This is a genomic window from Niveispirillum sp. BGYR6 (genome assembly GCF_027568365.1).
Classification (GTDB): Bacteria; Pseudomonadota; Alphaproteobacteria; order Azospirillales; family Azospirillaceae; genus Niveispirillum.
In genome coordinates, this window is record NZ_JANLNL010000004.1 from 161,206 (window position 1) to 184,604 (window position 23,399).

The 23,399-nt window shown below is 64.2% G+C and carries 23 protein-coding genes; 13 read left to right on the plus strand and 10 right to left on the minus strand.

Features of this window, described 5'->3' with window-relative positions; all coding sequences use genetic code 11:
• The first annotated feature begins 282 nt into the window (after positions 1 to 282).
• The 7 genes from PCJ49_RS11305 (at position 283) to PCJ49_RS11335 (ending at position 7,451) form a co-directional block, all read left to right on the plus strand.
• The gene (locus PCJ49_RS11305; protein ID WP_269911022.1) at positions 283 to 822 is read left to right on the plus strand and encodes a Dps family protein; all 540 of its coding nucleotides are present in this window, start codon (positions 283 to 285) and stop codon (positions 820 to 822) included.
• 93 nt (positions 823 to 915) lie between these two features.
• Complete coding sequence (locus PCJ49_RS11310; RefSeq protein WP_269911023.1) at positions 916 to 1,374, plus strand: VOC family protein; 459 nt, start codon at positions 916 to 918, stop codon at positions 1,372 to 1,374.
• A 6-nt stretch (positions 1,375 to 1,380) separates the two neighbouring features.
• Positions 1,381 to 2,097 (plus strand): ligase-associated DNA damage response endonuclease PdeM, encoded by a 717-nt coding sequence (gene pdeM, locus PCJ49_RS11315; RefSeq protein WP_269911024.1) that lies wholly within the window; start codon positions 1,381 to 1,383, stop codon positions 2,095 to 2,097.
• A gap of 451 nt (positions 2,098 to 2,548) precedes the next feature.
• Positions 2,549 to 4,033, plus strand: a complete 1,485-nt coding sequence (locus tag PCJ49_RS11320) for a deoxyribodipyrimidine photo-lyase (RefSeq protein ID WP_269911025.1) — start codon at positions 2,549 to 2,551, stop codon at positions 4,031 to 4,033.
• Positions 4,034 to 4,048: 15 nt separating this feature from the next.
• On the plus strand, positions 4,049 to 5,386 hold the full coding sequence (locus tag PCJ49_RS11325; RefSeq protein WP_269911026.1) for an FAD-dependent oxidoreductase: 1,338 nt from the start codon (positions 4,049 to 4,051) through the stop codon (positions 5,384 to 5,386).
• Between the two features lie 5 nt (positions 5,387 to 5,391).
• Positions 5,392 to 6,180, plus strand: coding sequence for a DUF1365 domain-containing protein (locus PCJ49_RS11330; RefSeq protein WP_269911179.1), 789 nt, complete (start codon positions 5,392 to 5,394; stop codon positions 6,178 to 6,180).
• 35 nt (positions 6,181 to 6,215) lie between these two features.
• Positions 6,216 to 7,451 carry a class I SAM-dependent methyltransferase gene (locus PCJ49_RS11335; RefSeq protein ID WP_269911027.1) on the plus strand — a complete coding sequence of 412 codons (1,236 nt, stop codon included), beginning with the start codon at positions 6,216 to 6,218 and terminating at the stop codon, positions 7,449 to 7,451.
• A gap of 132 nt (positions 7,452 to 7,583) precedes the next feature.
• On the opposite strand, the gene PCJ49_RS11340 is transcribed toward PCJ49_RS11335, so the two are convergent.
• The 3 genes from PCJ49_RS11340 to trxB all read right to left on the minus strand — a co-directional run bounded on the left by PCJ49_RS11340 (position 7,584) and on the right by trxB (position 10,315).
• Positions 7,584 to 7,835 carry a hypothetical protein gene (locus tag PCJ49_RS11340; RefSeq protein ID WP_269911028.1) on the minus strand — a complete coding sequence of 84 codons (252 nt, stop codon included), beginning with the start codon at positions 7,833 to 7,835 and terminating at the stop codon, positions 7,584 to 7,586.
• Between the two features lie 323 nt (positions 7,836 to 8,158).
• A complete protein-coding gene (locus PCJ49_RS11345) occupies positions 8,159 to 9,070 on the minus strand; it encodes a LysR family transcriptional regulator (protein WP_089287624.1) in 912 nt (303 codons plus the stop codon).
• A gap of 291 nt (positions 9,071 to 9,361) precedes the next feature.
• Positions 9,362 to 10,315: a thioredoxin-disulfide reductase gene (gene trxB / locus PCJ49_RS11350; RefSeq protein WP_089287623.1), complete on the minus strand. Its 954-nt coding sequence runs from the start codon at positions 10,313 to 10,315 to the stop codon at positions 9,362 to 9,364.
• A gap of 211 nt (positions 10,316 to 10,526) precedes the next feature.
• Between trxB and PCJ49_RS11355 the strand changes: the two genes are divergently transcribed.
• The 3 genes from PCJ49_RS11355 (at position 10,527) to panB (ending at position 14,772) form a co-directional block, all read left to right on the plus strand.
• On the plus strand, positions 10,527 to 12,662 hold the full coding sequence (locus tag PCJ49_RS11355; protein WP_269911029.1) for a protein-disulfide reductase DsbD domain-containing protein: 2,136 nt from the start codon (positions 10,527 to 10,529) through the stop codon (positions 12,660 to 12,662).
• Between the two features lie 254 nt (positions 12,663 to 12,916).
• A complete protein-coding gene (locus PCJ49_RS11360) occupies positions 12,917 to 13,831 on the plus strand; it encodes an RNA polymerase factor sigma-32 (RefSeq protein WP_269911030.1) in 915 nt (304 codons plus the stop codon).
• A 113-nt stretch (positions 13,832 to 13,944) separates the two neighbouring features.
• The gene (panB, locus tag PCJ49_RS11365) at positions 13,945 to 14,772 is read left to right on the plus strand and encodes a 3-methyl-2-oxobutanoate hydroxymethyltransferase (protein ID WP_269911031.1); all 828 of its coding nucleotides are present in this window, start codon (positions 13,945 to 13,947) and stop codon (positions 14,770 to 14,772) included.
• A gap of 21 nt (positions 14,773 to 14,793) precedes the next feature.
• Here the strand turns inward: panB and PCJ49_RS11370 are convergent, their stop codons facing one another.
• The 5 genes from PCJ49_RS11370 to PCJ49_RS11390 form a co-directional block, all read right to left on the minus strand.
• Positions 14,794 to 16,389 carry an ABC transporter substrate-binding protein gene (locus tag PCJ49_RS11370; protein ID WP_269911032.1) on the minus strand — a complete coding sequence of 532 codons (1,596 nt, stop codon included), beginning with the start codon at positions 16,387 to 16,389 and terminating at the stop codon, positions 14,794 to 14,796.
• 102 nt (positions 16,390 to 16,491) lie between these two features.
• Entirely contained in the window at positions 16,492 to 16,806 is a 315-nt protein-coding gene (minE, locus tag PCJ49_RS11375; protein ID WP_089287619.1) for a cell division topological specificity factor MinE, read from the minus strand.
• Complete coding sequence (gene minD / locus PCJ49_RS11380) at positions 16,803 to 17,618, minus strand: septum site-determining protein MinD (RefSeq protein WP_269911033.1); 816 nt, start codon at positions 17,616 to 17,618, stop codon at positions 16,803 to 16,805. Before minD ends, minE begins: the two co-directional genes overlap by 4 nt.
• A 56-nt stretch (positions 17,619 to 17,674) precedes the next feature.
• The gene (minC, locus tag PCJ49_RS11385) at positions 17,675 to 18,478 is read right to left on the minus strand and encodes a septum site-determining protein MinC (RefSeq protein ID WP_269911034.1); all 804 of its coding nucleotides are present in this window, start codon (positions 18,476 to 18,478) and stop codon (positions 17,675 to 17,677) included.
• 222 nt (positions 18,479 to 18,700) lie between these two features.
• Entirely contained in the window at positions 18,701 to 18,913 is a 213-nt protein-coding gene (locus PCJ49_RS11390; protein WP_269911035.1) for a hypothetical protein, read from the minus strand.
• Between the two features lie 419 nt (positions 18,914 to 19,332).
• On the opposite strand from PCJ49_RS11390, the gene PCJ49_RS11395 reads away from it, so the two are divergent.
• Positions 19,333 to 20,070 carry a PhoH family protein gene (locus PCJ49_RS11395; protein WP_269911036.1) on the plus strand — a complete coding sequence of 246 codons (738 nt, stop codon included), beginning with the start codon at positions 19,333 to 19,335 and terminating at the stop codon, positions 20,068 to 20,070.
• 31 nt (positions 20,071 to 20,101) lie between these two features.
• Here the strand turns inward: PCJ49_RS11395 and PCJ49_RS11400 are convergent, their stop codons facing one another.
• Entirely contained in the window at positions 20,102 to 20,791 is a 690-nt protein-coding gene (locus tag PCJ49_RS11400) for a hypothetical protein (RefSeq protein WP_269911037.1), read from the minus strand.
• Between the two features lie 176 nt (positions 20,792 to 20,967).
• The gene (locus tag PCJ49_RS11405) at positions 20,968 to 21,900 is read right to left on the minus strand and encodes an alpha/beta hydrolase (RefSeq protein WP_269911038.1); all 933 of its coding nucleotides are present in this window, start codon (positions 21,898 to 21,900) and stop codon (positions 20,968 to 20,970) included.
• A 169-nt stretch (positions 21,901 to 22,069) separates the two neighbouring features.
• Between PCJ49_RS11405 and PCJ49_RS11410 the strand changes: the two genes are divergently transcribed.
• Both PCJ49_RS11410 and PCJ49_RS11415 read left to right on the plus strand, forming a co-directional pair.
• On the plus strand, positions 22,070 to 22,540 hold the full coding sequence (locus PCJ49_RS11410) for a MaoC family dehydratase (RefSeq protein ID WP_244559466.1): 471 nt from the start codon (positions 22,070 to 22,072) through the stop codon (positions 22,538 to 22,540).
• A gap of 87 nt (positions 22,541 to 22,627) precedes the next feature.
• Positions 22,628 to 23,398: a hypothetical protein gene (locus PCJ49_RS11415; RefSeq protein WP_269911039.1), complete on the plus strand. Its 771-nt coding sequence runs from the start codon at positions 22,628 to 22,630 to the stop codon at positions 23,396 to 23,398.
• Position 23,399 lies beyond the last annotated feature (1 nt).

Below are 23,399 nucleotides of genomic sequence, written 5' to 3' on the forward strand. Positions count from 1 at the left end.
GTGAAAGGTCAAATGATCCATGTGAAACATGGGCTTGGGCGGGGGATACCCAAGGGATGGCAAAGTTGTGCTACATACAACCAGCCGAATTACAATAGTTTGTGTCAGATGCGGCCTGGGTGTCATAAATATTCGATGGCGCTCGCATGACGCCCGGCCGGGTCCATGCGGATAGGCTCATCCGGAACCCCGACTTTTCCGGGCACAAATCCGCCCTGGGGGCGTTTCAGACAGGCAAAGCCGGCGCCTGCCGGTTCCTGCCACCCAGCGGAGCACCCGATCATGGCCAATACCAAGCCCACCATCGTTGCCTCTGACACCGACCACACGCCCCCTTCCACCGAATTGCTGCCGGTGCAGACGGGGATCGACCGCGACCAGCGCCAGGCCCTGGCGGAGGGACTGGCCGGGGTGCTGGCCGACAGCTATACGCTGTTGGGCAAGACCCACGGCTTCCATTGGAACGTCACCGGCGACCGTTTCCATTCCCTGCACGCCATGTTCCAGACCCAATATGAGGATCTGACCGAGGCGGTGGATGAGCTGGCCGAACGCATCCGGGCGCTGGGCCATTTCGCCCCCGGCAGCCTGTCGCAGTTCCTGAAACTGACCGGGATCGAGGATGAACATGGCGTGCCCGACGACCGGGCCATGCTGGAACAGCTGGTGCGCGACAATGAACAGGTGACGCGCGCCTGTCGTGCCGTGGTGGAACTGGCCGATCAGGCCGGCGACACCGTGACTGAAGACCTGATGAACCAGCGCATGGCCTATCATGAAAAGGCCGCCTGGATGCTGCGCGCCTCCATCGGGAAATCATAAGCTCTCCCGTAAGGATCAGGAACGGGCCGCGCCGCCGGGTGCGGCCCTTTGCTGTCATCCCTGCGCTTGCAGATTTGTTCGCGGGATGTTCCAATGGCGAACCTTCTCGCCGCGAAAGATCCCCCTGCAATGGAACAGCGCGTCACCCTGATCACCCTGCACGTCGCCGATCTGGCGCGGGCCCGTGCCTTTTATGAAGGGCTGGGCTGGGGCGTGACCGCAGAGGGCGCCGGGGAGGCCTGTTTTTTCCAGCTCGGCCCGTTGGGCCTGTGCCTGCTGGGGCGGGCGGCTTACCTGCGGGAAATGGCCGGGGATGCCGACCATGTGCCGCCGGGCCCGTCCATGCTGGCCCATAATGTCTTCCACAAGGCCGATGTCGACACGCTGCTGTCTTTCGCCCTGACCCAGGGCGGTCGGCTGGTGCGCCCGGCGGCGGAACAGTTCTGGGGTGGCTATAGCGGCATGTTCGCCGATCCCGACGGGCATTATTGGGAAATCGCCTATAATCCTTATTGGCCGCTGGCCGATGATGGCCGCGTCACCATCGCCTGATCCGGCATGAGCGACGCGCGCATTCCCCTGAACGGCACCCTGCTGCTGCCCGATCTCAGCGGGGCCCTGTTCTGGCCGGAACAGGGCTGGTTGCTGGTCGCCGATCTGCACCTGGAAAAGGGTTCCGCCTATGCCCGGTTCGGCCAGTTGCTGCCCCCCTATGACACGGCGGCCACGCTGGCCCGGCTGGAACAGGCCTGCCAGCGCTGGCAGCCCCGACGGGTGATCTGCCTGGGCGACAGTTTCCATGATGCCGACGCCGCCAGCCGCATCAGCGGCGACGATGGGCGGCGAATCGCGGCGCTGACCAGCAGCCATGATTGGGTCTGGATCAGCGGCAACCATGATCCCGCCCCACCGCCCGGCTGGGGCGGGATGGTGACGGACAGCATCCGCCACGGCCCCCTGCTGCTGCGCCACGCGGCGGAGGGGGTGGACCCGGCGGGGGAGATTTCTGGCCATTACCATCCCAAGGCGGTGACCCAGGTGCGCGGCCGCCGCCTGTCCGCCCGCTGTTTCGTCAGCGACGGGCAACGGCTGATCCTGCCAGCCTTCGGCGCCTATACGGGGGGGCTGAACGTGCTGGACCCGGCCATCCGCACGCTGTTTGGCGCGGACATACTGACCTGGGCGTTGGGGACGGAGCGGCTGCACCTGCTGCCCGCCGCACGGCTGACCGCCGATGCCGCCACGCGGCAGGCGTTGCGGCGGGTGGGCGGATAAAAGGGGGATGCCCGATGAAATACCAATCCGCCGAGGGTTTGGCCCTTGGCGGATTGGAGGCCGGCGACTGCCGGCCCGCGGGCACATGCCCGCGTAAGCCAAGCTGCCGGAGGCAGCGCCCGGCGCGTGAGGGAACTCGAAATCTCCCTTGATCGGTCCCGATCAAGGGAGATTTAAATAATGACGGCCCGGAGCGGGGGATGCATCCGGGCCGTCGGGTGCCCGGCGGCGGAACGGGGGGGAAGTCCAGGCCGGGGGAGGGCCAGTATCCGCCATTGGTGCCGGGCACATTCAATAGATAGGGCTCGATTCCGCCGAATCAACAATCAGCGCCCATGACTTTGGTATTAATCAACGATAGACCTTAGGTCGAAACAAGCCGCTGATCCAATGTCACACCGGCACCGTATAAGCCGTTGATGGAAAAGATTACCGGAGCCCCTGGCCGTTGATGACGACACAAGCAGACGCCCCGATCATTGTCTGGTTCCGCCAGGATTTGCGGCTGGCCGACAACCCGGCGCTGCATCATGCCGCCCAGACCGGCCGGCCGGTGCTGCCGGTCTATGTGCTGGATGATGTGACGCCCGGCCCCTGGCGGGCGGGCGGGGCCAGTCGCTGGTGGCTGCATCACAGCCTGACCGCCCTGGCCGCCGATCTGGCGGCACGCGGCAGCCGCCTGTTGCTGCTGCGCGGGCCGGGTGATGCGGTGATCCGCGATCTGGCCCGGCAGACGGGTGCCGCAGAGGTGGTGTGGAACCGCTGCTATGAGCCGTTCGCCGTGGAACGCGACAGCCGGCTGAAGGCGGCCCTGTCCGATGATGGCATCAACGCGCGCAGCTTCAACGGTTCCCTGCTGAAGGAACCGTGGGAGGTGATGACGGGGGCCGGCACGGCTTTCAAGGTCTTCACCCCCTATTGGCGGGCCTGTCTGGCGGCCATGAACCCGGCCCCCGCCCTGCCCGCCCCGGCGCGGCTGGCGCCGCTGGCCGCCGCCCCCGCCGGCGATGCATTGGCCGATTGGGCGCTGCTGCCGACCAAGCCCGACTGGGCCGGTGGGATGCGCGCCTTCTGGCGGGCGGACGGCATCGGGGAGGCGGCGGCCATGGCCCGGCTGGAACGCTTCCTGTCCGGGCCGGCGGCGCAGTACAAACAGGACCGCGACATGCCGGGGCTGGACGGCACCTCGCGCCTGTCGCCGCACCTGCATTTCGGCGAAATCTCCCCCCGGCAGATCTGGCACCGGGCCAAGGCGCGGGCGGCCACCCTTTCCGATGCCGCGACGATCCAGATTGACGGATTCCTGCGGGAAATCGGCTGGCGGGAATTCTGCTATTCCCTGCTGTACAATTTCCCTACCCTGCCGGAACGGCCGCTGAATCCGGCCTTTGAGGCTTTCCCCTGGGCCGACGATCCGGCCCTGCTGGCCGCCTGGCAGCGGGGGCGCACCGGTTATCCCATTGTCGATGCCGGGCTGCGCCAGCTCTGGGCCACGGGCTGGATGCATAACCGCGTGCGGATGATCGTCGGTTCCCTGCTGGTCAAGCATCTGCTGCTGCCCTGGCAGGCGGGGCAGGATTGGTTCTGGGATACGCTGGTCGATGCCGATCTGGCCAATAATGCGGCGGGCTGGCAATGGATCGGGGGTTGCGGGGCCGATGCCGCACCCTATTTTCGCGTGTTCAACCCGGTGCTTCAGGGCCAGAAATTCGATGCCGAGGGGCATTATGTCCGGCACTGGGTACCGGAACTGAAACAATTGCCGGCCAAATATATCCACGCGCCCTGGGAGGCACCGACCATGGTGCTGCGGGACGCCGGGATCGTGTTGGGGCATCATTATCCCCGGCCGGTCATCGACCATGCGATGGGACGCCAGCGCGCCCTGGATGCCTTTCAGGCGATCAAGGGCGGTGCAGGGCCGACAGCGGATTAAGGAAGGGTTCAGCTTATGAAAATCGCTGTCATTGGTGCCGGCATTTCCGGTCTCAGTGCCGCCTGGCTGCTGCGGCGCCACGGGTACGACGTCACGGTCTATGAACAGAATGACTATCTGGGCGGCCATTCCAATACGGTGGACGCCCCCGGCGCCCATGGCCGCACCGTGCCGGTGGATACCGGCTTCATCGTCTTTAACGAGGCGACATATCCCAACCTGATCGCCCTGTTCGATCATCTGGGCGTGCCCTCCACCCCCTGCACGATGAGCTTCGCCGTCAGCCTGGATCGGGGCCGGCTGGAATATTCCGGCAGCAATCTGGCCGGCATGTTCGCCCAGAAGCGTAACCTGCTGTCGCCCACCTATCACCTGATGCTGCGCGACATCATGCGCTTCTACAAGGAAGCGCCCAAGCTGCTGCGTGACCCGCGCGCCATTGATCTGACGCTGGGCGAATATCTGGATGCCGGCCGCTATGGCCATCGCTTCATCTATGATCATCTGCTGCCGATGGGGGCGGCCATCTGGTCTTCCACCATCTCGGAGATGCTGTCCTTCCCGGCACAGAGCTTCGTGCGTTTCTTCCAAAATCACGGGCTGCTGAAGGTGAAGAACCGGCCGCAATGGTTCACCGTGAAGGGCGGCAGCCGCACCTATGTGCGGGTGCTGGCCGATACGCTGGGCGACCGCTGCCTGATCAATTGCGCCATCACCAGCCTGCACCGCACCCCCAGCGGGGTGGAAATCCAGGATGCCACCGGCCGGACCAGCCATTATGACCATGTGGTGATCGGCGCCCATGCCGATCAGGCGCTGGCCATGCTGACCGATGCCACGCCGGACGAACAGCAGGTGCTGGGCGCCTTCCGCTATCAGTTGAACCGCGCCTGCCTGCATAGCGACCCGGCCCTGATGCCGGTGCGGCCCAAGGCCTGGTCGGCCTGGAACTATCTGGCCAATGGCACGCGCGAACGCCGGGCCAAGGTCTCCGTCACCTATTGGATGAATGAGCTGCAGGGGATTGAGGCCTCCACCCCGCTATTTGTCACCCTGAACCCGATCCGGGAACCAAGGCCGGAATATCGCATCAAGGAATTCATCTACGACCACCCGATGTTCGATGCGGCCGCCCTGCAGGCGCAAAGCCGCATCGCCGATATCCAGGGCGTGCGCCGTACCTGGTTCTGTGGCGCCTATATGGGCTATGGCTTCCATGAGGATGGCCTGTCGGCCGGGCTGGCGGTGGCCGAAGCCTTGGGCGCCCGGCGGCCCTGGACTGTTACCGACGTCTCGCCCGCCGGGCGCAATGCCCGCCCGCGCGGCGGCAAGGCCCAGGTGGCGGCGGCGTGACCGGCATGGCGGCGGCGGAACCGGACCACGCGCTTTACCTCTGCCGGGTGTTCCACGCCAGGCACCGGCCGTTCCGCCATGCCTTCAGCTATCGCCTCTATACGCTGCTGCTGGATATTGACCGGCTGGACCATCTGCCCTGGCCGCTGGTCCATGAACGGCCGGGCCTGCTGTCCATCCGGGCGCGCGACCATGGCCGGCGTGACGGTTCGCCTCTACGCCCCTGGGTGGAGGGGATGCTGGCGGAAAAGGGCGTGGTGCTGGAGGGGGGGCGCATCCTGATGCTGGCCATGCCGCGGGTGCTGGGCTACGCCTTCAATCCGCTGACCGTCTATTACTGCCACGGGCCGGACGGGGGCCTGCGCGCCCTGCTGTACGAGGTGAAGAACACTTTCGGCGACCAGCATTGCTACACCGTGCCCACGCCCGGCGGCTGGGATGCACGCCAAGGGGCCAGACACGCCCATGGCAAGGAATTCCACGTCTCCCCCTTTTTTGATATTGCGGGGGATTACCACTTCCGCACCGGCCAGCCGGGTGACAAGCTGACCCTGGATATCAGGCTGGTGGATGGGGAAGGTGAATTATTGGTGGCAACCCAGACAGGGCGGCGCCGGCCCCTGACCAGCGCCAGCCTGTGGCGGGCGCTGGCCCTGCATCCGCTGGTCACTTTGAAGGCCATCACCGCCATCCATTGGCAGGCCTGGCACCTGTGGCGCAAGGGGGCGAAATTCCATCGCCGGCCTGATCCGCCCGTGCGGCTGAAAACACGGCTTGCCGAACGACAAAACTGAACAACTTCAATAACCGCCAAGCCTATGGTGGAGCCATGACCGAACAGACCGAATCCCGTTATCTCGGCCTTGCCGATGCCGCAGATTACCGCCCGTCCCGGCTGATGGGGGTGCTGCTGGCCATGGCCCCCAATATCCGCGTCGGTGCCCTGACCATCGTGCTGCCCAACGGGACCAGCCACCGGTTCGATGGCACGGAGCCGGGGCCGCATGGCGTGCTGTATGTGCGCAATGACCGGCTGGCCGCCCGCATGTTGAGCGGCGGCAAGCTGGGCTTCTGCGAAAGCTATCTGGAGGGGGACTGGTCCAGCCCGGACACGCTGGCGCTGTTCGAAATGGCGCTGCGCAATGAGGCGGAGCTGGACCGCGCCATGAACGGGCGCACCTGGGTGAAGCTGCTGCAATTCCTGATGCACGCCGCCCGGCCCAACAGCAAGCGCGGCAGCCGGCGCAACATCGCCTATCATTATGATCTGGGGAATAATTTCTACGAAGGCTGGCTGGACCCCAGCATGACCTATTCCGCCGCACTCTATGCCGACCTGGAAAAGCCGGAGTCGCTGACGGCGGCGCAGACCCGCAAATATGCCGCCATCGCCCAGCGCATGGATCTGGCCCCCGGCCAGCATGTGCTGGAGGTTGGCTGCGGCTGGGGTGGCTTTGCCGAATATGCCGCCAAGCATGTCGGCGCCCGCGTCACCGGCATCACCATCAGCCAGGCGCAGTATGATTATGCCTGCGCCCGCATCCAGCGTGAAGGGCTGGGGGAGAAGGTGGACATCCGCCTGCAGGATTACCGCGACACAAAGGGCCAGTTCGACCGCATCGCCAGCATCGAGATGTTTGAGGCGGTGGGCGAGCGTTATTGGCCCACCTTCTTCGCCTCCCTGCATGACCGGCTGAAGCCGGGTGGGCGCGGTGCTTTACAGATCATCACCATCGGGGAAGAGCATTTCGAGGGCTATCGCCGGGGTGCCGACTATATCCAGCGCTATATTTTCCCCGGCGGCATGTTGCCCAGCCCCACCCGCCTGCGGGCGGAGATCGAGGCGGCGGGGCTGGTCTGGCGCGGGGGTGAGGGCTATGGCCTGCACTATGCCCGTACCCTGCTGGAATGGCAGGAGCGTTTCCAGGCCGCCTGGCCCGATTTGGCCCGCCAGGGCTTTGACGAGCGGTTCAAGCGCATGTGGGAACAATATCTCTGGTACTGCGCCGCCGGCTTCCGCGTCGGCACCATCGATGTGATGCATGTGGGCATCGGCCGGGATTGATGGTGAGTGGGGAAGCCTTATGAAGGGGGGCAGCGTGGCCGCGCTGCCCCCTTTTCGTTTTTGCCCACCCCCTTGGTTTCAGAGCCGCCTATCCCAGAGGGGACAAGCCGGACCGCTTGATCGCGAATCCGGTTATACCACGATATTGACCAGGCTGCCCGGCATGGGGGCCGGTGGCATGGGTGGGGGCATCGGTGTCAGCTGTACCGGCCCGATGGGGACCGGTGGCGCCGGGGGCAGGCTGCGATCCGGCAGGCGGGAGGCCGGGGCGGGATTCGGTGGGGGTGGGGCCGGCGCAGGGTCCGCCGATCGCCGGCCCGGTGCGGGTTCCGGTGGGGGCGGGCTGGGGGCGGTATAGCTGCCGGTGACGCCGTTGATGGACATGGGCCGAATCATGGGCCGATGCCTATCGATCCGCAATAGCGCGAAAGCAGGGGGGAAGGTTGCGATTCTGCCTTATCAGGCGGCAGCCATTGCCCGCCCCTTGGGCAGCCGTCAATCCAGGCCCTGGATAAAAAAACGGCCGGAAAACCCAAGGGTTTCCGGCCGAGTTGAACAGGGAGGCTTCACGTCTGGGAGACGCTGGGTCAAGGACCCAACCCCGACCGGGTAAATCGGGGCGAAACACCCGCGCTGCATTGCAGCAGCAGGTGGCCTAAGATTTAAGCATTCCCGCGCATTTCACCAGGGGTGATGCGAAGCGTGAGTTATGCGTTTTGTGCATGGGTCGCGGGGAAGGTTTCGGCAACCTTCTTGACCAGGAAATCACGGAACACGGCGATGCGCTTGGAATGGCGCAGCTCCTCCGCATAGACGAAATAGGCATCGATGCGCGGCCCGCTGATTTCCGGCAACACCCGGACCATGTCCGACTGGCCATCCACCACATAATCAGGCAGCGAGGCGATGCCCAGGCCGCTCTGCGCAGCGCGGAACATGGCGTACAGGCTGTTGACGCGCAGCGCCGTGTGGCGTTCGCCGCCCGGCGGATCGCCGACATGCAGCGCCCAGTTGATGTTGCTGACCGGGGCCCGCGCCTCGTTCGGATAGGCGATCAGGTCGTGCTGGTCCAGCTCCGCCACCGATTGCGGCATCCCGCGCTTTTCGATGTAGGATTTGTGAGCATAGAGATGCACACGCACCGTCATCAGATGGCGCTGGATCAGATCGGGCTGACGCGGGGCCGACAGACGGATGGCGATATCCGCCTCCCGCATCGACAGGTCCAGCTCGTTATCGTCCAGCAGCAGCGTCAGCTGCACATCCGGGTAGAGTGTGAGGAAATCCTTCACCCGCGGGGTCAGCCAGGTGGACCCCAACGCGATGGTGGTGGTGACCTTCAGCGGGCCCTTCGGGTGCTCCTTCGACTCGGAGAGCATAGCCTCCGTCATCGAGAGCTTGGCAAAGACCTCACGTGCGGTGCGATACAGTAGTTCGCCCTGCTCAGTCAGAATCAGTCCACGCGCATGGCGGTGGAACAGCGGCACGTGGAGGCTTTCCTCCAGCGCGCTGATCTGCCGACTCACGGCAGACTGGCTGAGATTCAGGGTTTCCCCCGCATGTGTGAAGCTGCCCGCCTCCGCCACTGCGTGAAAGACGCGAAGCTTGTCCCAATCCATGGACCCGTCCCTAGAAAGTGGCGCCCTGCGGTGGACACCCCGTCTGTTGATCGGCAGCGGGAATGCAGCCGACGCATGGATGATATACGGGGCTTTCCGCCATTGCTAGGGCTTGTCGCTAAAAACCGTCATTACCGCAAGGTATCGTATTGTCCTTGCAACAGTTTATGACCTGATGGACGTAACCTTCAGGTCACACTTGGGTGTGCGGACGGGTCGCACCGGCCATCCTCCGGCAAAAATACCCGTCCGCACCGGCCTGATTCGGTCAGTGAACCATCTGCCGCCGAATCAATGGCCGGCCAGGAACCTTTCCACTTCCAGGGCTGCCATGCAGCCCATGCCGGCGGCGGTGACCGCCTGACGGAACACCTTGTCCTTCACATCGCCGGCGGCATAGACGCCATCAATGTCCGTGCGGGTGCTGTCGGGGGCGGTGATCAGATAGCCCTCATCGTCCATGCGCAGCTTGCCCTTGAACAGCTTGGTCGCTGGGTCGTGGCCGATGGCGACGAACACGCCGTCCAGGCTGCGGTCCGACACGGCATCGGTCTTCACATTGCGCAGGCGTACGCCGGTGACGCGCTTGGGGTCGGTGAAGCTGTCACCGCCCACACCCAGGATTTCCTCCACCACGCTGTCCCACACCACCTCGATCTTCGGGTGGGCGGCCACGCGCTCCTGCAGGATGCGTTCGCCGCGGAAGCTGTCGCGGCGGTGGATCAGCGTCACCTTGGACGCGTGGTGGGTGAGGTAGAGTGCTTCTTCCAGCGCAGTATTGCCACCGCCGACCACGGCCACTTCCTTGCCCCGGAAGAAGAAACCGTCGCAGGTGGCGCAGGCCGACACGCCCGCACCCTGGAAATGCTGTTCGCCTGGAATGCCCAGCCAGCGGGCCTGGGCGCCGGTGGCGATGATCACCGCGTCGGCGACAAACTCATCCCCGCTATCGGCCTTGCAGATGAAGGGGCGCTGGGTGAAATCAACATCGGTGATGATGTCGAAGAACATCTTGGTGCCATAGCGTTCCGCCTGGGCGCGCATCTGTTCCATCAGGTGCGGGCCTTCCACCGGGTCGGCAAAGCCGGGGTAGTTCTCCACATCCTTGGTGATGGTCAGCTGGCCGCCCGGCGTCATCCCCTGGACCAGCACCGGTTCCAGGCTGGCGCGCGCGGCATAGATCGCCGCCGTATAGCCGGCCGGGCCGGCGCCAATGATCAAAACCTTGGAACGATGCGTGGTCATAGGGGCGTTTCCTTGAGCGCGAAGGCCTTAAGCCGAAAGTTATGGTTTGCCGCAGATGGACATCCGGCTGCCATCGGGCAAGCGACCCTATCCGCCTTGCTGCCTTGGTTCAACCGCTGTGCAGGGGCGCCTTGCCGCTACCCTTTGCATAGGGGGTGGTCGTTTGCCCCAGACAGCATTAAATCTAGGGTGCGAAGGAGATCACCCGCCCATGTCCAAGCTGTTCCTGCCGGCCGCCCTGGCCCTGACTGTTCTTGCCAGCAGTGCCGCCCCGGCGGCCCTGGTTGCCGGTCCGGCCGTGGCCACGGAGAATGTCGAAAGCCGCCTGACGCTGGAGACCGAGGGGGCCGCCCCCGGCCAGCAGGTCTGGGTGGCCCTGACCCAGAAAATCCGGCCGCACTGGCATACCTACTGGCTCAATCCCGGCGATAGTGGCATTGCCACCTCCATCGGCTGGACCCTGCCGGCCGGCTGGCAGGCGGGGGATATCAACTGGCCGGCGCCGGAACGCTTCCCCATCGGGCCGCTGGTCAATTTTGGTTACAAGGATACGGTGCATCTGCTGGTGCCGCTGACGCTGCCGGCCGATGCCAAGCCCGGCGCCCCCGTCACCCTGACGGCGGCAGTCGATTGGCTGGTCTGTGAGGACATTTGTATTCCCGAGTCGGCCACGCTGACCCTGGATGTGCCGGTTGTGGACGGTGCTGCGAAGCCGGCGGCTGAGGCGGCGGCCTTGTTTACAGAAGCCCGGGCCAGCCTGCCGGTGCCCAGCCCCTATCCGGTGCGGCTGGTGCCGGGGGAGAAGCAGCATAAGCTGGTGATCCAGGCGCCGGAGCTGGCGCAGGGCAAGATCCGCGATGCCTTCTTCTTCCCCGACGATTTCAAGACCGCCGCGTCCAATGCCGCCCAGCCGATGCAGCTGGACGGGCAGGGGCTGACCCTGGCGCTGACCCCCGGCGGTGCCTTGCCGGCCGGTCCGGCCAAAGGTGTGCTGACCTTTGTGGAGGAGCTGGACGGCAAGCCGCTGCGCCATGCCTTCGCCATCAGCGCTGACACTGGGGCAGGTGCGGCGGCGGCCCCAGCGGCGGGGGCTAGGCTCGACTCGGCGGCGAAGGAGACGGCGGGCACCTCCCTGGCCGGTGCCATCCTGCTGGCGCTGTTGGGTGGCATGATCCTGAACCTGATGCCCTGCGTCTTCCCGGTTTTGTCGATGAAGGCAATGGCGCTGATCAGCCACGGGCCGGGCCATGCCCGCCAGCATGGGCTGGTTTATACCGCTGGCGTGTTGGCCTGTTTCGCGGCCATTGCCGGGGCGCTGCTGGCCCTGCGGGCCGGCGGGGCAGCCATCGGCTGGGGCTTCCAGTTGCAAGACCCGCTGGTGGTCGCCGTCCTGGCCTATGTCATGCTGCTGCTGGGCCTGTCGCTGTCGGGCGTGTTCAATATCGGCACCAGTGCCATGGGCGTGGGCCAGGGGTTGGCCTCCAAGGGCGGGTTGGCCGGCAGCTTCTTCACCGGCGTGCTGGCCACGGTGGTGGCGACCCCTTGTACGGCACCCTTCATGGGCACGGCACTCGGCTATGCCATCACCCAGCCCTGGTATGCGGCCATGGCCGTGTTTCTGGCCCTGGGTCTGGGCATGGCCTTGCCCTTCCTGGCCCTGACCTTCAGCCCCGCCCTGCTGCGCCGGATGCCGCGCCCCGGCCTGTGGATGGACCGGGTGAAGCAGGCGCTGGCCTTCCCGCTCTATGCCTCGGCCGCCTGGCTGGTCTGGGTGCTGTCGGTGCAGGCGGGGCCGGATACGGTGGCTGCCGTGCTGGCCGGCATGGTGGCCGTGGCCTTTGCCGGCTGGCTTTATGGTGTTACCCGCCAGTCGGGCACCGGCTGGCGCGTCGGCGGCGGGCTGGTGGCGCTGGCGCTGGTGGTGGCCTCTGTGCTGGGCGCCGGGCGCACGGCGGTGAATGCCGCCCCCGCCGCCCTGGCCGCCAGCAGCGGCCCGGCGAAGAATTACGAAGCCTTTAGCGAAGCCCGCCTGGACGAATTGCGTGGCCAGAACAAGCCGGTTTTCGTGAATTTCACCGCCGCCTGGTGCGTCACCTGCTTGGTGAATGAACGCACCTCCCTGTCGACCGAGGCGGTGAAGATGGCGATGAAACAGAAGGGCATCACCTATCTGAAGGGTGACTGGACCAACCGCGATGCCAAGATCGCCCGCATCCTGGAAAGCCATGGCCGCAGCGGCGTGCCGTTGTACCTGCTCTATCTGCCCGGTGCGGCGGAACCGCTGGTGCTGCCGCAGTTGCTGACGGAAGGCACGGTGCTGGAGGCGATGGCGCCGATCCAGGGTTAACCCCCAGGGAACTCTCCAGGCTCCACTCTGTTGATCAAGGGCGGCCGGTGCATTCCGGTCGCCCTTTTTTATTGCCGGCCCCGGTCTGCGCTATGACCTTTGGTATATAGCCGCGCCGGGTCTTGCGGATAACCCTGCGTCGCCCTATCTTAGAATCATTCCAAGAAGGAGCGGTTCCAAATTGGGAGATGTGGCCGGTGCCAATGCCGGGCCGGTTATCCGCATCGCGCCGCGTCCAGAGGAGGACAGAGGCCATGGCCAGCTACACTGAATCCGTCGACCTGCTGCGCAGTTTCACGTCGCAGGCTAACCGTTTCCCGATGCTGCCCCCCGATGAGGAGCAGCAGCTCGCCCATGCCTGGACGGAGCGGCAGGATCGCCGCGCCTTTGACCAGCTGGTGAAAAGCCATATGCGGTTGGCGGTGAAGATCGCCGCGAAATATGCCCGCTCCGGCCTGCCCATCGCCGATCTTATTTCTGAGGCGAATATCGGTCTGGTGAAGGCGGTGCAGCGCTTTGACCCGTCGCGCGGCTTCCGCCTGTCCACCTATGCGCTGTGGTGGATCAGGGCAGAGGTGCAGAGCTTCGTGCTGCATAACTGGTCACTGATCAAGGGCGGCAATACGGCCGCCTTGAAGCGCCTGTTCTTCAACCTGCGCCAGACCCAGCGCAAGCTGGGGATTGAGGACCGGGTGATGAACGATGATGACGTGCTGCGCGTGGCGACGACGCTGGGCACCTCGGTGGAGGAGGTGCGGGAGATGGAGCACCGTTTCTCCACGCCTGTCACCTCGCTGAATGTGCCGGTGGGGGAGGATGGCGACCATGAAGCCATCGACCTGCTGGCCGACGACCGGGAGTCGGTGGAAGAAAGCCTGGCTGAACGCAGCGAGCTGAACGACCGGCGGGCCATGATGCGCGATGCGCTGACCATTCTGGGGGAGCGCGAACGGCATATCTTTGCCTCCCGCAATCTGGCGGAAAACCCGGTGACCCTGGAAACCCTGGCCCAGCATTATGGGGTCAGCAAGGAACGTATCCGCCAGATTGAGAGCGGCGCCTATAAGAAGGTGGCCCGCCGGGTGCGCAGCAGTGCCGAACTACCGGCCGGGCCCGTACCGCCCATGGCGTCCAAGCGCGCACGGGGCGAAATGCGCATGGTGCAGTAACGGGTGGATGGTGATGCGATCGGTCCCCGCTTTGCCCCTGGCATGGAAATCATGCTAGGGGTTGCCGCAACAAGCGGCTTGCCGCAGCGCAAAAAGCAGTGAGAGGGACCGGAATGAGCGCCACCACCCAGATCAAGCGCATCAGCGTACCGGAGATTGCCGCCCGCAAGGGCCAGCAGCCGATCTCGGTCCTGACCGCCTATACTGTTTCCACGGCCCGGCTGCTGGATCCGCATGTGGATTGCCTGCTGGTCGGCGATAGTCTGGGCATGGTGGTCTATGGACTGGACAGCACGCTGGGCGTGACGCTGGAGATGATGATTGCCCATGGTGCCGCCGTGGTGCGCGGGTCTGCGCGGGCCTGTGTGGTGGTCGATCTGCCCTGGGCGACCTATCAGGAAAGCCCGCAGCAGGCCTTCCGCAACGCCGCCCGCGTGCTGGCGGAAACCGGCGCTCAGGCGGTGAAGCTGGAAGGCGGGGAGGAAATGGCCGACACGGTGGATTTCCTGGTCCGCCGGGGCATTCCGGTGATGGGCCATGTCGGGCTGACCCCGCAGGCGGTGAATGCGCTGGGCGGTTATCGCGCACGCGGCCGGTCGGATGCTGAACAGCACAAGATTCTGGGCGACGCCCGCGCCATTGCCGAGGCTGGCGCCTTCTCCGTGGTGGTGGAAGGGGTGGTGGAACCGCTGGCCCGCCAGATCACCGAGAGTATTCCCGCCGTCACCATCGGCATCGGCGCCAGTGCCGCCTGTGACGGGCAGGTGCTGGTCAGCGATGACATGCTGGGCCTGTTCGGCGGCTTCACCCCGAAATTCGTCAAGCGTTATGCCGCGCTGGGTGAGCAGATCGAGGCCGCCGCTGCCGCCTATACGGCCGATGTGCAGGCAAGGGTCTTTCCGGGTCCGGAACATGTGTTCCCCGTGAAACGTCCAGGCTGATCGGCGGCTATCCCCACCCTGTCAGGGGGGCGGGTTCAACTGTGCCGTCGCCGGCCAGGTGATCCGCCCGAAGGCCCGGGCCGTGTCGCTGGCGGCGATGGTCAGATCGGCCCGGTGGGCGACCAGATCGCGCATATGCAGCAGCGGGATCATCGGCATATCCCGGTCCAGAATAGCGGCGGCCTGCGCCGCCAAGGCCGGAATGGCGGCCGGTGGTGCGGCGCGCGCCTTTGCCAGCAGGGCGGTCAGCTGCGCATCCTCATAACCGCTGGGATTGGTGCCGGTGTGATGGAACAGGGGGCCGGCGGTGGCCTCCAGCCCCTCCATCGCCGATCCGGCGGTCAGGCCGATGGCGCTCATCGCCAGGGTGAAATCCCCTTTCCGGATGCGCTCACGCGTCGCCGTCCCCTCAATGGGTTCCACCTGTGCCTGGATGTTGATGGCGCGCAACATGCCGGCCAGCAGCTCCACCACGCGCGGCTGGTTGGTCACGCGCGTGCGCGGCATCAGGATATCCACCGCAAAACCATCCGGATATCCAGCTTCCGCCAGCAGGTGGCGCGCGCCCTGTATATCACTGGCAGGGCCGGTCGCCCGCGCGGGCAGCCAGCCTTCCATCCCCGGTTGGGCCAACTGCCAGGCGGGGCCGCCGACCCCCGCCAGCCCCCGCTCCACCAGGGCCCAACGGTCAATCGCCATATGGATGGCCCGGCGGACCCGGCTGTCGGCCAGCGGGTTCGGTTGCCCATCAATGCCGGTGGGGGCCATGTTGAAGGTCAGCAACAGCACCCGGTCGGTGGGCAATTCCGTCAGATGCACATTGGGCTGGCGCTGGAAATAGGGCAGCTGGAAGGGCGGCACATCTTCCATAATGTCCACGGTGCCGGCCAACAGCAGGCGCAGCCGTTCCCGCGCGTCGGGTTCGCTGATCAGGTTCAGGGAGCGCCAGGGCGGTGCCTCCGCCCCATAGTAAGGCGATGCCACAAGGCGACGGGTATTGGCCTGCGGACTGTCGGCGGCGACGTAAGGACCGCTGCCAAGCTGGGGGTTGCCCCGCCCGGCCAGCACCTTGGCCGGATCGCATCCCATGGGGCCGCCCACGCCGCGCCCATCGGCCGGTGCAGCCACAACGAAAACCAGGCTGAGCGCGGCGGGCAGCAGCCGGTAAGCGCTGTCAAGATGCAGCGTCAGGCTGCTGGTGCCAGTGACCTCCACCTGGGAGAGGCCCAGATAATTGCCGCCAATCTCCCGCGACAGGGTTTCAAAGCGGCAAAGGGAATAGGCCACATCCGTTGCGGTTACGGAACGACCGTTGGAAAACCGGGCATCATTGCGGATACGGAATGACCATATGCGGTTATCCGTGCTGTTCCAGGCGATGGCCAGCCGGGGCGTGACGCCAAAGCCATCGCGGGTTACCAGCGTATCAAAGATATGTTCGAAATATTGGAAATCCGCGCCGGTGCGGGCCTGATGCGGGTCATCAAGGGTGGATCGACCGGACAGTGCGATGGAAAGCTCCTGGCGATCCGCCGCCCATGCGGGGGAGGAGAGGCTCAACAGGGCCAACAGCGCCAAAAAGCCCCGTGCAATGCCCCGCCCTCTGCGCACCATCATCCCCTGTTTTGCCCGGCCGCGTCCGGGCCAGCCCTGTCCCACCAAGGGTGGGGAACCGGCGGGCATCGTCGGCACGATGCCGCACCCCCCGGCCCGGCCCGGTCAGTTGGCCGGGGCCGGTTTGCCCTTGGCCGCCGCTGCCGCCGCTGCTGCGGCACGGGCGGCGGGGCTTGGCAGTTCCACATTCACTTCCAGCATGGAGCAGCCGCTTTCACGCTCCAGCTTCACGGCCACCTTATCTTCGTCCACGCTGACATACTTCTTGATGACAGCCAGCAGTTCCTGCTGCAGGGCGGGCAGAAAATCCGGGCTGTTGCGATCCGACCGTTCATGGGCCAGCACGATCTGCAGCCGTTCCTTGGCCTGGGCGGCGATCGTGGGCGGCTTGGATCGTTTGAAGATGTCGAGTAAGTTCATGCCGTCCTCCGCAGCAACCGGTCGAGCAGGCCCTTTTTCTCGGGCTTGATGAAGCGATGCTCGATCTTCTCGCCCAGAAAACGGCCGACGGCATCGGCATAGGCCTGGCCGGCGTTGGATTTATCATCCAGCACCACCGGCATACCGACATTCGACGCCTTCAGCACGGCCGGGCTTTCCGGGATGATGCCCAGCAGCGGGATGGCCAGGATTTCCAGCACATCATCCACCTTCAGCATCTCGCCCTTCTCCACCCGCTCCACATCATAGCGGGTGACCAGCAGATGTTCCTGCACCGGTTCCAGCCCCTGTTCGGCGCGGCGCGACTTGGCCTGGATCACGCCCAGGATACGGTCGCTGTCGCGCACGGAGGAGACTTCGGGGTTGGTGACAATGATGGCATGATCCGCCCAGTAGAGCGCCATCAGGGCACCCTTTTCGATGCCGGCCGGGCTGTCGCAGATGATGTAGTCGAATTCCTTCTTCAACTCATCCAGGATCTTGCCCACCCCTTCCAGGGTCAGCGCATCCTTGTCGCGGGTCTGGCTGGTGGGCAGGATATACAGGTTTTCCACCCGCTTATCCTTGATCAGCGCCTGGTTCAGGCGTGCTTCCCCATTGATCACATTGATGAAATCGAACACCACGCGGCGTTCGCATCCCATGATCAGGTCCAGATTGCGCAAGCCCACATCGAAATCGATGATGCAGGTTTTGAAACCGCGAAGGGCAAGACCGGTGCCGACGGCGGCGCTCGACGTCGTCTTGCCTACGCCGCCCTTGCCGGAGGTCATCGTAATGATCTTGGCCAAGAGGCGTCTCCCAAGGTCAGAGGTTGCTGTAAGATTAAGAACCGGTAAAGGCCAATTCAGGCGGAAACCGGGTCGATATGCAAGAAACCATTATTCAGATAGATCTGCACCTGCCGGCGGCGGATATCCTTGTCCATATCCTCCGACACCCGATAGAGCCCGGCGATGGAGACCAGCTCCGCCTCCAGACTCTGGCAGAAGATGCGCGCATTCTGGTCGCCCGACACGCCGGCCAGCGCCCGGCCGCGCAGCGTGCCGTAGACATGGATGCTGCCATCGGCCAGCAATTCGGCACCGGGGCTGACCGGGCCGACCACGATAAGGTCACAGCCGGCGGCGTAAATCTGCCGCCCCGACCGGATCGGTTCCGTCACCAGCATGGAGGCGCGTGGCGGTGGCGGCGGTTCGGGCATCACCGGTGCAGCAGGGGCGGGGGCGTGAGCCGGTGGCTGGGCCTGGGCCTGCACATTGGCCAGCCCCTGCGCCGGGCTGCGGCCGGTGCCGGCCAGCGGGTCAAACATCTCCACCTTGCCGCGCGGCGCCTGCAGCAGCGCCAGACCCACGGCAAGGGCCGCATCCTGCTGTTCCTTGGTGCCCCCCTGCAGCCCGACCGCGATCAGGCCCAGATTGCGCAACAGCTTGATGAAGCTTTCGAAATCGAACGGCACACCCGCCGGCAGATCATCCAGGTCCAGTACCACCGGGGCGTGGCGGAAGAAATTCGGCGCCTGAGCGATCTTGCCCGACAGGACGGGAAAGAAATTGGGATTGCGGGGATCACTGACCTTCAGCACCATCATGGTGAAGGTGCTGCCGCGCAACTGGAAGGGCGCGTCCCGATAGGCGACCTGCGTACTCATTGCCGATTATAACCCCACCTGTCAGGCCAAGCCCTGGCCGATCCGCATGACCGCATATGTCCGTACGCAATCACCGCTGATTCGGCCCCGTCAACCGCGTCGTTCAAGCCGGTTTGGCAAACGGCGTCAAGCATTTCATCCGTAGATTTTGCGACAAGCACCGGCCCTTCCACAACATCTATTGGTCGGTGCCGGCACATCCCCATGGAATGCCCCGAAAGGTCAGGTGGGGTCACCCTTCAGCCGCGCCACCTCCGCTTCATACTGCTCGGTCGGCAGCAGGCCGCGTTCATGCATGACCTTCAAGGCGTACAAGGACTTGCGCAAATCCTCGGCACGGTCGGCCCCTTCCGTGCCGGATTCCGCATCGGTGGCGGCGACGGCGGCACCGGTGCGGGGGGCGGACGGTTTGGAACGGCTGGTCGGGAACGGCATTTCGGCTCCGGCTGTTCTTCCACCCCTTTCGCGCCCGCAGCAAGCCCGACTCGGGATGCGGGGGTAAGCCGAAAGGGGGCGGCAATATCTGGTGTTAAACTTGGATGACAGCCGCAATGGCTGGTGACGCACGGCTGCTCTTGGGATATCTTAGCATGGTTGGTTCAATCTGGGGGATGGAACCGTCTGTTGGCTCCCATGCGAGATCCCGCACCTGTGTGCCGCAGCGCATCATCATGCGCCACCCCCGTTGACCCGCCGTGTGACCGATCGGCACCTTCCCTCCCGACACCGGCTTTCATGCACCGCACGCCTCTTACCGAGGGTGCGGTTTTTTGTTGCCCGTTATCGGGGCCGGTGCCGTTCCGTTGCAGTTCATCCCACCATCTGGTTCCTTAGCCGAATGTGAGGAGACATCCATGGCCAAGCGCCCGCCGCCGAAGTCCTCTTCCAGCACCCATGATGCCAAGGTCCATACGCTCTACCCTGGCCGCGCCGGCTGGGATCCGTTAGGGGAGGAGAGGCGGGAACAGAGTTACGTCAGAACCGTCAAGCCGATGAGCCCCGGCCAGGCCCTGCTGATGCAGGCCATCGCCGATAATAACCTGACCCTGGCACTGGGGCCGGCGGGCACGGGCAAGACCTATCTGGCCATTTCCTCTGCCGTGGCGGCGCTGGAAAAGGGCTCCATCGATCGCATCATCCTGTCCCGCCCGGCGATTGAGGCCGGGGAGAGCCTGGGCTATCTGCCAGGCGACCTGAATGAGAAGATGGCCCCCTTCCTGCGCCCGCTCTATGACGCGCTGTCGGACCGGCTGGGGGCCAAGCGGCTGAAGGCGATGATGGCCGATGGTTCCATCGAGATCGCGCCGGTCGGCTATATGCGCGGCCGCACGCTGAATAATGCCTTCATCGTCATCGATGAGGCGCAGAACTGCACCTATGCCCAGATCAAGATGCTGCTGACCCGTCTGGGCTGGCATTCCACCATGGTGCTGACGGGTGACCCCGATCAGTCGGACCTGCTGGATGGCCTGTCTGGTCTGTCCGACATCGCCCGCCGCCTGGAACCGGTGGAGGGTATCGCCGTGGTCCGGCTGGCGGAAATGGACATTGTGCGCCACCCGCTGGTGGCCAGCATGTTGACGGTGTTGTGAGGCGCTGAAGGGGGGCTGTTCGGCCCCCCTTTCAGTTTATCGGGTGCACTTCCGGCGCATGGCGTGCCAGATAGGCGGCTTGCAGGGCCAGCACATCCAGGCCGACCAGCCCCTGATCCAGCGCTTGCCGTGCCGCTTGACCGGCGGGGCTGTGGTTGAAGCAGACATGGAGCAGGGCCGGCGGGCCCAGCGGGCGGGGATTCAAGCTGAGCTGTGACATGCCCGTTAGCGTTGTCCGGTTCAGCATTGGCTCCAAGACGGCGAACTGGGTGATTTCTACCACGGCGGCGTCAATGCGGCCGGCCTGAAGCTTGCGCAGGTTCAGCAGATCATTCTGGGCGGCGTCGGTGATCAGACGCCCCTGCCGCCGCAGCCCATCAATCACCGGCCCATTATCGTAGCCATCGACGATGCCGATGCGCAGCCGGGTCAGATCATCGGGCTGCTCCCAGGTGAAGGGCCTTTTCTCCAGCTGGGCCAGGGCGAACTGATACCGCCCGATAGAGAGCGTGGAGAGCTGTCCGCCTGCGCCCGCGCATTCCGCCGGGGAGGATGGGTAGAAGCCGGCCACCCTGCCCCCCTCCATCGCTAGCGATATGGCGCGTTTCCAAGGCATTGTCAGGCTCTGCAAGGTGATGTTCTGTGTGCTGAAAGCCGTGGCAATCACCTTGGCGGTGGAACCACCTTCCGGTATGTAGCCGCTGAAAGGGGGCCAGTTCAAGGTAGCCAGCTGTACCGTTCCTGCATCCCCCCTGGCTGACCCCAGAGGGGTCAGCAATACGGTCAGATACAGAAGAACCAGCCATCCTTTCAATGCGATACCTCGTCTGATCTACTGCAAAGGTATTAGATCATGGTAAGGGCAACCGGCCCATCCGGCAATGGATGGTTTGCTGGTTATTCGGCATTGAAAACGAATGCTCTGGCGAAATCTGCAATTTCCGCCATCACTTCAGCGCGGATGGCATCGCTTTCCATCAACAGTTCATGCCGGGCCGTCGGATATTGTCGGAAACGGCAATCCGGCAGCAGGCGGGCGGCCTGGACATGACTGTCCGGCTGCACGATTCGGTCGGCCAGACCGGACAGCAGCAGCACGGGTATCCTTACCTGCCCCAACATGTCCGGCCGCCGCAGATGCGCCATGGAACGGAAAGCGGCATCCAGCCAGCCCCAGGTGGCCCCGCCCAGCGCCAGATCGGGCTGGGCGGCATAGCAGCGATGGCCCACCAGAAACCGCACCGGATCAGAGGTCAGTGGATTGCCGTCAAAGGCGGGGTCGGCGGCGTACCAGTCCCGCTGGCCCGGCGCGTAATCGCCCCCCCGGCCTAAGGTCACCATGGTGCTGGCCAGCAGTCGGGCCAGCGGCATGGGCAGGGGGCTGGTGCGGATGCCCAGCATGGGTGCGCTCAGCATCACGGCGGTGAAGGGATGTGCCCGTTCGGCGACATAGCGCAGCAGCAGATGCCCGCCCATGGAATGGGCCAGGGCCAGCACCGGCCCCGTGCCGGTATCGCCCAGCAGATGGGGCAGGCTGGCGTCCAGATCATCCAGATAGGTGTCGAACCGGTCGATATGGCCCTTCAGCGGGTTGGCCAGCGGCCGGGCGGAACCGCCCTGGCCGCGCCAGTCCATGGCCACCACGCGGAAGCCCTGGGCCGCCATATCGCCCGCCACTTCTGCGTATTTCTCCACACATTCGCTGCGCCCGGTCAGCAGCAGCAGGGTGGGGGCAGCGTCGGCGCTGGCGGTCTGCCAGCGCGACAGGCGCAAAAAGGCGCCGTCGGGCCGGTTCCGTTTCTCATGCTGCCAACCGCCCGCCTGCGTCATAAAGGCCCTTCCTTGTGTGCGTGATTTGACCGCCCCATGGTGTCGGGGTATCGTCCACCTGTCAAAGCTGCGATGCAGCATCGCCCTTCGCCCATTAGGATATGTCGCCAAATGGTTTGGCGCCAGCAACGTTGGGGCATCAAGGGCTTGCAAGATTGAGGGATGATCGATGGATGATGTGGCGATGCACCGGCGCACCGGGCTGGACCCGGCCGATCTGACCGGTTTTTATCTGGAAGACCTCTATGTCGGGATGAAGGGTGTCTATGCCCGCACCATCACCGAAACCGATATCGTGATGTTCGCCGGCATTTCCGGCGATACCAACCCGATGCACCTGAACGAGGAGTATGCCAAGCAGACCCCGTTCGGCGGCCGCATCGCCCATGGGATGCTGTCGGCCTGTTTCATCACCACCGTGCTGGGCACCCGCCTGCCGGGGCCGGGCTGTATTTATATGTCCCAGACATTGCGGTTCCGCGCACCCGTGCGCATCGGGGAGACGGTGACCACCACGGTGACCGTGCAGGAACTGGTGCCGGAAAAGCGCCGCGCCCTGCTGTCCACCATCTGCACGGTGGCCGATCATGTGGTGATCGAAGGCGAAGCGATGGTGATGGTGCCCGGCCGGCCGGGGTAAGCCCAACGGCTGGGGGTATATCCGACTGTTGAAAGCGGATTATCTTGATGGGAAACTTGCCCCAGTTTCGCTTTATGGGGTGGGGAAATGAAATCCGCTTTCATTCGGGTTCTGGGGGTGGCGGGGCTGGTTCTTCTGGCAAGGGGTGCGGAAGGGACGCCTCCAGCGTCGGAGGACGCGGATATCTCGGCCCAGATAAACGCTGTGCTTTATCTGCCAGAGGGCCCTCTTCCCGCGTTACCTGAGCCCCCTGCCGCAGCGCGCTTTCTGAAGGAGGCGGAGGCAACAAACGATACTGAAAAACAGATGGCTGCTTATCGCCAGGCAGCCGCACTAGGTAGTCCACTAGCGCAGTATAAAGTAGCTATATTACAGGAAGTGCCGGATACAAAAATGTTGTTTGATCTTTCCAGGAAAGGATATGGTCAAGCTGTAGTTCGCATTTATGCATACGCTGCCTTATCTTATAGTACACCCCTTCGCCAGAGTGCGCCATATTGGTTAAATATTGCGGCGCGCACGGCCGACCCCCATGTCTCCAGCATATGGGATGAAATATTGGGCGTGTATCGTTTCGAAAGTGATTTTCCGGCCGTCGCTGGGAGGGGATTATATTTCGATGATCCCTTTATCTTCCCGAGCCATGTATCTGGTAATAACAATATCTCGTATCTAGAGAGAAAAACAGTAAATACGATTTTACCGGGCTGGATAATAAAAAATAAATCAGAAACTCTTAAAAATGGAATGAAATTTCATATTCTTTCTATGAAAAATGATTACGATCAAATCGTAAATATGTATTTTTGCGTCGATGGTTGTCCTAATATATCTGATGATTACACATTTTTACGTTAAT

Excerpts from the sequence above, each read along its gene's own strand:
- PCJ49_RS11370 (WP_269911032.1), bottom strand. The coding sequence starts at position 16,389 with ATGATGGTGCGCAGAGGGCGGGGCATTGCACGGGGCTTTTTGGCGCTG.
- panB (WP_269911031.1), top strand. The coding sequence starts at position 13,945 with ATGAGCGCCACCACCCAGATCAAGCGCATCAGCGTACCGGAGATTGCC.
- PCJ49_RS11330 (WP_269911179.1), top strand. The coding sequence starts at position 5,392 with ATGGCGGCGGCGGAACCGGACCACGCGCTTTACCTCTGCCGGGTGTTC.
- minE (WP_089287619.1), bottom strand. The coding sequence starts at position 16,806 with ATGAACTTACTCGACATCTTCAAACGATCCAAGCCGCCCACGATCGCC.
- PCJ49_RS11310 (WP_269911023.1), top strand. The coding sequence starts at position 916 with ATGGCGAACCTTCTCGCCGCGAAAGATCCCCCTGCAATGGAACAGCGC.
- PCJ49_RS11390 (WP_269911035.1), bottom strand. The coding sequence starts at position 18,913 with ATGCCGTTCCCGACCAGCCGTTCCAAACCGTCCGCCCCCCGCACCGGT.
- minC (WP_269911034.1), bottom strand. The coding sequence starts at position 18,478 with ATGAGTACGCAGGTCGCCTATCGGGACGCGCCCTTCCAGTTGCGCGGC.
- PCJ49_RS11345 (WP_089287624.1), bottom strand. The coding sequence starts at position 9,070 with ATGGATTGGGACAAGCTTCGCGTCTTTCACGCAGTGGCGGAGGCGGGC.
- PCJ49_RS11340 (WP_269911028.1), bottom strand. The coding sequence starts at position 7,835 with ATGTCCATCAACGGCGTCACCGGCAGCTATACCGCCCCCAGCCCGCCC.
- PCJ49_RS11410 (WP_244559466.1), top strand. The coding sequence starts at position 22,070 with ATGGATGATGTGGCGATGCACCGGCGCACCGGGCTGGACCCGGCCGAT.
- PCJ49_RS11305 (WP_269911022.1), top strand. The coding sequence starts at position 283 with ATGGCCAATACCAAGCCCACCATCGTTGCCTCTGACACCGACCACACG.
- PCJ49_RS11355 (WP_269911029.1), top strand. The coding sequence starts at position 10,527 with ATGTCCAAGCTGTTCCTGCCGGCCGCCCTGGCCCTGACTGTTCTTGCC.
- pdeM (WP_269911024.1), top strand. The coding sequence starts at position 1,381 with ATGAGCGACGCGCGCATTCCCCTGAACGGCACCCTGCTGCTGCCCGAT.
- PCJ49_RS11320 (WP_269911025.1), top strand. The coding sequence starts at position 2,549 with ATGACGACACAAGCAGACGCCCCGATCATTGTCTGGTTCCGCCAGGAT.
- PCJ49_RS11405 (WP_269911038.1), bottom strand. The coding sequence starts at position 21,900 with ATGACGCAGGCGGGCGGTTGGCAGCATGAGAAACGGAACCGGCCCGAC.
- trxB (WP_089287623.1), bottom strand. The coding sequence starts at position 10,315 with ATGACCACGCATCGTTCCAAGGTTTTGATCATTGGCGCCGGCCCGGCC.
- PCJ49_RS11415 (WP_269911039.1), top strand. The coding sequence starts at position 22,628 with ATGAAATCCGCTTTCATTCGGGTTCTGGGGGTGGCGGGGCTGGTTCTT.
- PCJ49_RS11325 (WP_269911026.1), top strand. The coding sequence starts at position 4,049 with ATGAAAATCGCTGTCATTGGTGCCGGCATTTCCGGTCTCAGTGCCGCC.
- PCJ49_RS11335 (WP_269911027.1), top strand. The coding sequence starts at position 6,216 with ATGACCGAACAGACCGAATCCCGTTATCTCGGCCTTGCCGATGCCGCA.
- PCJ49_RS11395 (WP_269911036.1), top strand. The coding sequence starts at position 19,333 with ATGGCCAAGCGCCCGCCGCCGAAGTCCTCTTCCAGCACCCATGATGCC.
- PCJ49_RS11360 (WP_269911030.1), top strand. The coding sequence starts at position 12,917 with ATGGCCAGCTACACTGAATCCGTCGACCTGCTGCGCAGTTTCACGTCG.